The organism is Meiothermus cerbereus (genome assembly GCF_051297115.1).
Classification (GTDB): Bacteria; Deinococcota; Deinococci; order Deinococcales; family Thermaceae; genus Meiothermus; species Meiothermus cerbereus_A.
Genome location: NZ_JBEVAL010000166.1, coordinates 1 through 733 on the forward strand (window position 1 = coordinate 1; position 733 = coordinate 733).

At 63.6% G+C, this 733-nt stretch carries 2 protein-coding genes; one reads left to right on the forward strand and one right to left on the reverse strand.

Features of this window, described 5'->3' with window-relative positions:
* Window positions 1–633: YkoP family protein (locus ABWU19_RS14975; RefSeq protein ID WP_435902424.1), on the forward strand; the 633-nt coding region annotated here is incomplete at its 5' end.
* On the opposite strand, the gene ABWU19_RS14980 is transcribed toward ABWU19_RS14975, so the two are convergent.
* A partial coding sequence (locus ABWU19_RS14980) for an MnmC family methyltransferase (RefSeq protein WP_435902425.1) occupies window positions 542–733 on the reverse strand: 192 nt, incomplete at its 5' end. The genes ABWU19_RS14975 and ABWU19_RS14980 overlap by 92 nt on opposite strands.

The window sequence follows — 733 nt, forward strand, 5'->3', positions numbered from 1 at the left end:
GAGCTTTTGGAGCAGGTCCTCCCCGAGATCCTCAAGCTGGGATACCAGCCGGTCACCCTCGATCAGCTTGCCCCCATACCCCTCACCCCCAGGCTCGCCCTTATACGCGCCCTGCAGGGGTTTGAGGAACGGTACAACGCCAAGCACCGGGTGGTGCGGGTGGGATATGGCCCCTTTGACCTCTTGCGGCTGGAGCGAAAGCCCTTTCCTGGACCCCACCTGGAAGGCCTTCCCAGGGGTACCCCTGCCTTTGAAATCCACCTGGAAAGCCAGCGAAGCATGGAACTCACCCCCCAAGAGGCCATCCGCCACATGCGGGAAAGCCTGAGAAAAACAGCCACCCTGGTGGACAAAGACCCAGAGGTCCGTTTGCTCTACGGCTACAGCCACCTGGCCCAGGGGAGTAGGCTATTCGGCTTTCACACCCACCCCCTGCCCACCTGGCCCCGCCTTGTAGCCACCCTGGCGAGCACCTGGTTCCACTGGCTCTACCGCGGGGAGCTTCCGAGCCCCAAGCGGGCCCGGGTTGAGCTCACCTACATCACCCGCGAGGAGCTTTTACGGCGATTCCCACCGTCCACTCCCGCTTCCCCAAGGCGGGCACCCGGTGAAGGGCAAACCCCGCCTCCCTAAGGGCCCGGCGGAAGGCACCTTGAGCGGAGTAAGTGGCAAGCCGGCCATAAGGCCTAAGGGCTTGGTGAAGCTTTTTCAGAACGGGCACAGACCATGGCCC